The sequence below is a fragment of the Rhodococcus sp. NPDC060084 genome, from assembly GCF_042730335.1.
GTDB lineage: Bacteria > Actinomycetota > Actinomycetes > Mycobacteriales > Mycobacteriaceae > Rhodococcus.
Map to the genome: position 1 here is coordinate 1 of NZ_JBHWWX010000071.1, position 8524 is coordinate 8524.

Sequence of the window (8524 nt, forward strand, 5' to 3'; positions counted from 1 at the left end):
GCATACGTGAACTCGATACCGAAACCCTGCTCACCCGACCCGGCCAGATCGGTGACGGTCACCTGCAGATCGAACTTCGCGATCGCCGTGTCGAATTCCAGTGACTCGACCGACAGGCCGGGGAGCTCGAGGGATGTGACGGGCATGTTCTGGAAGGTCAGCATCACCTGGAACAGCGGATGACGCGCCTGCGAACGCGCAGGATCGAGCACCTCCACCAACCGCTCGAACGGCACATCCGCATGCGCGAACGCCTCCAGGTCCACGTCGCGCACGCTGCCGAGCACCTCGTCGAACGAGCGGGAGGTGTCGATCGGAGTCCTGAGCACCAAGGTGTTGACGAACATGCCGATCGCATCGTCCAGCGCGGCGTCCCCGCGACCGGCGACAGGTGACCCGACGACAATGTCCTCGGTACCCGACAACCGGCCGAGCAGCACTGCCAACGCGGCGTGCACCAGCATGAACTCGGTCGAGCCCTGCCGGCGCGCGAGCTCTGCGACACGACGACGCAGGTCGGGACCCACGTCGAGCCGGTGCGATGCTCCTCGGTTGCTCGCCACCGCGGGGCGCGGGCGATCCCGTGGAAGCTCCAGCTCGTCGGGAAGCTCCGCCAGCGTCCGGCGCCAGTAGTCGAGTTGTTGTGCCATGAGCGACGACGGGTCGTCCTCGCTCCCGAGCACCTCGCGCTGCCAGAGTGCGTAATCGGCGTACTGCACCTCGAGGGGTTCCCACTGCGGAGCACTCCCCGAGGCCCGGGACACATAGGCAGACATGACATCTCGTGTCAGGGGGCCGGCGGAGAATCCGTCGGCGGAGATGTGGTGGACCACCACCACCAGCACGTATTCCTGGTCAGAGACGCGCAGCACCCGCACCCGGAACGGCACCTGACGGGTGACATCGAATCCTTCGGAGACGATGTCGGTGACGCGGGCGACCACGTCGTTCGGGGAGATCGGTTCGGGCGTCATGTCGACGACGAATTCCGAGACCGGCAACACCTGCTGCCTGCCGATCCCCTCATCGTCCGGGTAGATCGTCCGGAGCGACTCGTGCCGGGCGATCACGTCGGAGACCGCGGACGACAGGGCCTCGACCTCGACGCGCCCGACCAGCCGGATCGCCAGCACGATGTTGTTCACCGCAGAACCGGGATCGAGGCGGTTGAGGAACCACATCCGCTGTTGCGCCAACGACAACGGCACCCGATCCGGACGCGCCTGTGCAACCAGCGGTGCACGCTCGTCGCCACCGTCAGCCGCTGCGGCGTCGACGAGCGCCGCGAGTTCGGCGGCGGTCGGCGCATCGAAGAACTCGCGGACGTCGATACGGACGTTGTGGTCGGCACCGAGGCGTGCCACCACGCGGGTCGCACTGAGCGAGTTGCCGCCGAGGTCGAAGAAGTCGTCGTCCACGCCGAGTCGTTCGGCGCCGAGAACCTGCTCGAAGGCAGCAATCACAGCGTGTTCGGTCGGGGTGGACGGCGCGCGGTACTCCCGCTGGAGTGAGCTGAAGTCGGGTTCCGGCAACGCCTTTCGATCGAGTTTTCCGCTCGCGCCCAGCGGGAAGGCGTCGAGTGCGACGAACAGCGACGGCACCATGTAGTCGGGCAGACGTCGCCGCACCGCGTCTGCGAGTTCGGTGCGGTCGATCTCGCGGCCGTCGGTGACGAGGTAGGCGACAAGGTGGTCGCCGAGGGTGGGTTCGTGGTGCACCACCACCACGGCTTGACGCACCGCCGGGTGGTCGAGCAGTGCCGATTCGATCTCTCCGAGTTCGATGCGCAGTCCGCGGAGCTTGACCTGGAAGTCGGTGCGGCCGATGTACTCGAGTTGCCCGTCGGCGTTCGTCTTCACGAGGTCGCCGGTCCGGTACATGCGGTCGCCGGCGTCTCCGAACGGGTCTGCGACGAACCGGTCGGAGGTCAGATCGGGGCGTTGCAGGTAGCCACGCGCCAACTGGACCCCGGCGAGGTACAACTCGCCCTCGGATCCGTCCGGAACCGGACGCAGACCCTCATCCAGAACGTAGAGACCGGTGTCGGCAACCGCCGCGCCGATAGGGACGACGGTGTCGCCGGGCGCGGTGGCGTAGTAGGTAACGTCGACCGCGGCTTCGGTGGGCCCGTACAGATTGTGCAGGCTCGCCGAGGACAGTTGATGGAACCGCGCCACCGTCTGCGGAGGCAGCGCCTCACCGGACGCGAAGACATAGCGCAGGGAGGTCACCGATGCAGCGGCAGGCTCCTCGAGGTACACCGCGAGCATCGACGGTACGAAGTGAGCGATGGTCACGCCGTGGTCGATCATGGTGCGGGCGAGGTACCCGGGATCGCGATGGCCATCGGGCGCTGCGATCGTCAGGCACGCTCCCACCTGTAGCGGCCAGAAGAACTCCCACACCGAAACGTCGAACGTGAACGGGGTCTTCTGCACGACCACGTCGTCGGCGCACATTCCGTACTCGGCCTGGCGCCAGGCGATGTTCGCGACGATCGCACGGTGTTCGACTGCCACGCCCTTGGGACGCCCCGTGGATCCGGAGGTGAAGATGACGTACGCCAGGTGGTCGGCGGTCAGCGCGCCCGTCCGCTCCTCGGGCCGGACGGGTTCGTCGGAGACGCCCGACAGGTCGATCGTGTCGACCGCCACCGTCGGAACCGTGGCAGGCAGGTCCACGTCGTCTCGTGCGGTCGTGACGACGACTGCGGGTTCGGCGATCTCGAGGACGTAGGCAAGCCGATCGGCCGGGTGATCGGGATCGAGAGGCACGTAAGCGCCACCGGCCTTGACGATCGCGTACATGCCGACGAGCAACTCGAGCGACCGCCGGACGGCGAGACCGACGCGAACGTCGGGCCCCACACCGAGGTCGATCAGGTGCCGCGCGAGGCGATTCGCGCGCGCATCGAACTCGCGATAGGTCAGGGTGTCGTTCTCGAATCGGAGCGCCGTCGCGTCCGGTGTCGCCGCGACCTGCGCATCGAACTTTGCAGCGAGGGTGTTCGGGTCGGCTACCACCGGCGCGACCGCGTCGTCTCCGAGCACCACCAGGGCGTCGGAGAGAAGCGACTCGACGACCGCGGGAAGCCCTGCACCCCCGAGTAGTCCGGGGGCGACGTTCGACAGCACGACAGGGAGGAGAGCGTCGAACCCGAGCGCGCCACCCATCGCCGCGTCGAGGGTGGATATCTCCTGGTGCAGGCTGCCGTAGGTAAGCCGGGTCTCGCCGTCGACGAGGGCTACACGGCCGGGCTCGACGTCCGCCACGGCGGCGAGCACCCGAGGCAGATCGCCGATTGCCAACGCCGGATTGCCCGCCACGTCACTCGTCATCTACCCCATCCTCCTGAAATAACCTGCGCTCGCTGTATCGCTCACGCGACCCCCGACGGTACTGTCCGAGCGTCGAACGACATTCGATCCTCGATTATCCCGAACGGACCGACGCAGAACTAATCCGCGGAGATCACTTCCTCCGCCAGGGCGATCACCTGACGCACGAGTTGCGCGAGGCCGTCCGCCCCCAGTTCTGGCAGCATTCCCGGCACCAACCCGTTGAGCACCACCGATACGAGCGCTTCCGCGGTCAGCGCACCGCCAGTGGTCGTCGTCATCGTGTCCAGGCGTCCCGCGAACTCACCGAATGTGACTTCGCGTTCACCGTGCGCGAAGGCGACCGTGTCGGGCGCGACCGTGGCTGCTTCCGTCACGAGTGCGGGAAGATCCGCCACCGTTCGCGCCTTCTGCGGCCGTGCGGCACGCGCACGTTCCTCGTCCGAACGGATGTCGATCGACCGCAGCACTGTGCGAGGGTCGGTGGCGACGGCGTCGAGGATTCTGACGAAGCGACGACCGAACGTTTCCACCGTTGCCGCGTCGAACAACGCCGTGGCGTACGTGAAGGTCACGTCGAGATCCTGAAGCGCACCATCGGGCGAGAACTGTTCGACGACCGTGCACTGCAGATCGAATTTCGCTTGGTCTACGCCCGTCTCGAGCGGCGTCACTGCCAGACCCGGCAGTTCGAATGTCCCGGTTTGGATGTTCTGGAACGTAAGCATCGCCTGGAACAGCGGAGTGTACGCGCTGCTCCGGCGCACGCCGAGACGTTCCACGACCCGTTCGAACGGCACGTCCGCGTTGCCGAACGCGGCGAGATCCTTTTCCCTGGCCTGTTCCAGCATGTCCGAGAACGTCGACGAACCGGGGACGCGGGTGCGGAGCACCAGGGTGTTGACGAACATGCCGACGAGACCGTCGAGCGCTTCTTCACCACGACCCGCCGTCGGAGTGCCCACGGTGATGTCGTCGCTGCCGGACAGCCTGGAGAGCAGCACCGCGAAGGCAGCGTGCATCGCCATGAATACGGTGGCGTGGTGTTCCCGTGCGACCTTCTCGATACGGACGGCGAGTTCCTCACCGACGTCGAAGGTGATCGATGCACCCGCGGTGGACTGCCGGGCCGGTCGCGGACGGTCGGTGGGGAGCGCAAGCACTTCGGGTGCACCCGCGAGTTCACTTGCCCAGTAATCGAGTTGACGTGACAGTTCGCTGTCCGGATCGTCCTCGGAACCGAGGACGGACTGCTGCCAGAGCGTGTAATCCGTGTACTGGACCTCGAGTGGCTCCCAGCCCGGGGCTTGTCCCTGCGCACGGGCGGTGTAGCCGAGCATCACGTCGCGGACGAGCGGTCGCATCGAGTAACCGTCCGCGGCGATGTGGTGCGCGACCACGGCCAGCACATGTTCGCTCGCCGAGATCCGGAACACCGCCATCCGCACCGGAGGCAGCGAACCGGTGACGTCGAATCCGGCGCCGAGGATCTCGGTGAGACGGTCGACGAGTTCGCCGGGCGTCACATCGATCGGGGTCAGAGCCGGAACGGCCTTCGCAACCGGCAGGACGACCTGCACGGGGCCGTCCGCGGTGTCCGGGTAGACGGTCCGGAGTACCTCGTGCCTCGCGAACAGGTCGAAGACCGCGTTCTGGAGGGCCTCGGTGTCGAGTTCACCGGTCAAGCGCACGGCAACCGGGATGTTGTAGACACCGGAGTCGGGATCGACCCGGTTCAGGGTCCACATCCGCTGCTGCGCCAACGACAACGGAATACGTTCGGGCCGCGGTCCGGCAACGAGGGGGGCGCGAGCCCCCACCCCGACGGAAGGCTGGATATGGGCGGCAAGAGCCCCCACCGTGGGTGCCTCGAACACCTTGCGCACGGCCACCTTCGTGTCGAGCGCCGCGCCGAGGCGTGCCGCGAGTTGCGTCGCGAGCAGGGAATTGCCGCCGAGGGCGAAGAAGTCGTCGTCGAGACCAGCCCGCTCCACACCGAGCAACTCGGCCACTGCATCCGCGACGACCTCCTCGACCGGATTGGTCGGTGCGCGGAACTCGCCTGCCTCGACGCCGGGATCGGGCAGTGCCGCCCGGTCGAGTTTGCCGTTGGTGCTGAGCGGCAGCGCATCGAGTTCCACGAACGCCGACGGCACCATGTACGACGGAAGCCGTTCGGCAAGTGCGGAACGGACATCGTTCTCGTCGAATCGCCCATCGGCCGGAACGACGTAGGCGATCAGCCGGTCGCCGGTCCGGGCGTCGGAGCGCACCACGACAGCGACGTCCCGCACGTCCGTGAGGTCGCGCAGAGCAACCTCGATCTCGCCGAGTTCGATCCGGTATCCGCGAATCTTCACCTGGAAGTCGGCGCGGTCGAGGTACTCGAGTCGGCCGTCCCGGTTCCATCGAACGATGTCGCCGGTGCGGTACATCCGTCCGCCGCCGAACGGATCCGCGACGAATCGGTCGGCCGTCAGGTCGGGGCGGTCGTGGTAGCCACGCGCCAGTTGAGCCCCCGCGAGGTACAACTCGCCTGCCACACCCGGGGCGACCGGACGCAACCGCCCGTCGAGAACGTGGACGGCGGTGTTCCACTCGGGCACACCGATCGGGACGATGACCGTGTCTGCATCGTCGACCTCGTGAACGGTGACCGACACGGCAGCTTCGGTCGGACCGTACAGGTTGTACAGCGCCGCCGAATTCGCCTGCCGGAACTGCTGTGCCACCGGAGCCGGCAGGGCCTCACCGATCGCGAGGACGCGACGCAGCGACGGGGAAAGCGGGCCGGCCGCCACGGTCATGAGCATCGACAGCATGGAGGGAACGGTGTGCAACGTGGTGACATTGCGATCCCGCAGCAGTCCGAGCAGGTAGTCGGGGTCCCGATGCCCGTCCGCCGTTGCCACGACCAGCCGCGCCCCGGACGTGAGCGCCGACCAGAACTCCCACACCGACAGGTCGAAGGTGGCGACCGTCTTGAGGAGCACGGCATCGTCCGGGCCGAGTCCGAAGAAGCTGCGCTTCCACAGCAACTGGTTCACGATCGCGGCATGCGGAACGGCAACGCCCTTCGGCCTGCCCGTCGAACCCGATGTGAAGATCACGTAGGCCGTGTGGTCCGGCCGTAGCGGCGCGGTCCGCTCGACATCGGTGACCTGTGTGTCCGCGACATCGGAGAGGTCGACGCGGTCGAGTTCGACCACCCGAACCTGTCCGTGTCCGACCGGGTCCGCACTCGTCGTGACGATCACCGCGGGTGCAACAGCGTCGAGGATGTACGCGTTCCTCTCGGCAGGCTGCGCGGGGTCGACGGGCACGTACGCGGCGCCGGTCTTGGCGATCGCATACATCCCGACCAGCAGTTCAGGAGAACGCCGAACTGCAAGTGCGACACGATCTTCGGGTCCCACACCGAGCGAGATCAGATATCGGGCGAGCCGGTTCACCGACGAGTCGAACTCGCCGTACGTCCACTGCCGGCCCTCGTAGTCGAGGGCCACGGCATCGCGCCGGGTGGCGACCTGCTCGTCGAACAGGTCGACGAGGGTGGCGGATACGCCGGTGTCGTGGGTGGTCTCGTTCCGTGCGGCGAGATCGTGGCGCTCGGACGGGAGAAGCAGCAGGTGGTCACCGACCGGCGCAGCGGGATCCTCGACGAACGCACCGAGTAGCTGCACGAACCTGTCTGCGACCGCTTCCACGGTCTCCCGCTCGAACAGATCCGTCGCGTAGGTGAGGACGGCGTCGATCCCGTCCGGCGTGCCGTCCTCGCGGTAACGGTCGGTGACGATCAGGTGCATGTCGAACTGTGCGACGCCACCTTCGAGGTCGATCGGCACCACGTCCAGACCCGGCAGCTCGAGTTCCGAGCGGCGCTGGTTCTGGAACGAGAACCCGACCTGGAAAAGCGGGTGCCGTGCTGTCGAGCGCGCCGGATTGAGGACCTCGACGAGTCGTTCGAACGGTATATCGGCATGCGCGAACGCCTGCAGATCCGTTTCACGGGCGGCGACGAGCAGATCACCGAAGGAGTTGCCGCCGTTCACCTGCAGCCGCAGCACGAGCGTGTTGACGAACATGCCGATGAGGTCGTCGGTGGCCTGCTGGTCACGGCCCGCGATGGGTGTGCCGACCGCGATGTCGCCGGCACCCGACAGCCGAGCGAGTAGCGCCGCGAACGCGGCATGCACGGCCATGAACACCGTGGCGTTCTGCGCTCGAGCGAGGTCGCGTAGCTCACCGTGCAGGTCGGCACCGATGCGGAACTCCACACGGTCGCCGCGGAAGTTCTGCAGTGCCGGCCGCGGTCGATCGAGCGGGAGATCCAGCTGGTCGGGCAGGTCGGCCAGAGACTCACGCCAATAGGCGAGCTGCTTCGCGGCGGTCGAGTCCGGGTCGTCTTCGGAGCCGAGCACCTCGCGCTGCCACAGCGCGTAGTCCGCGTACTGCACTTCCAATGGCGCCCAGGCCGGTTCGGTTCCGGCGGTGCGCGCGGAATACGCCGTCATCACGTCACGCACCAGCGGCACCATCGAGGACCCGTCGCCACTGATGTGGTGCACGACCGTCACCAGCACATGGTCCTCGTCGGTCACGCGCAGCAAGTGCATACGCACGGGCACGTTCGTCGTCACGTCGAATCCGGCCGAGACGATCTCGCGCATCCGAGCCTCGAGGTCTGTCGCCGTGACATCTTCCGGGGTCAGGTCCACCGACGCCTGCGCCGCCGGGAGGATGCGCTGAACGGGGCCGGACTCCGTCTCCGGGTAGACGGTGCGCAGTGATTCGTGCCGGGAGACCAGATCCGCGACCGCGTCGCGAAGCGCTCCGACGTTCAGTGCACCGGTCATTCGCAGGGCGAGCGGAATGTTGTATGCGGTGGAATCCGGATCGAACCGATTCAGGAACCACATCCGCTGCTGCGCCAACGACAACGGAATCTGCGCCGGACGCTCCCGCGCCGACAGCACCACACCCGGCCCGCCACCGGCCTCCGACACCCGCACCGCAAGTTCCCCGACGGTGGCCGCCTCGAACAACACCCGCACCGGCACCCGAGTACCGAGCCCCGCACCCAGGCGCGCGACCACCTGGGTCGCAATCAGCGAGTTACCACCCAAGGCGAAGAAATCATCATCGAGCCCCACCCGCTCGACACCGAGCACCTCCGAAAACACCGA

Annotated in this window: 2 protein-coding genes; both read right to left on the minus strand. The window is 67.1% G+C overall.

What is annotated here, in order from left to right; genetic code table 11:
- Positions 1-3338 (minus strand): amino acid adenylation domain-containing protein (locus ACFWBU_RS20905; RefSeq protein WP_378529128.1); only part of this gene is annotated, 3338 nt, incomplete at its 3' end.
- Positions 3339-3457: 119 nt separating this feature from the next.
- The coding region (locus ACFWBU_RS20910) for an amino acid adenylation domain-containing protein (RefSeq protein ID WP_378529129.1) at positions 3458-8524 on the minus strand (5067 nt) is incomplete at its 5' end.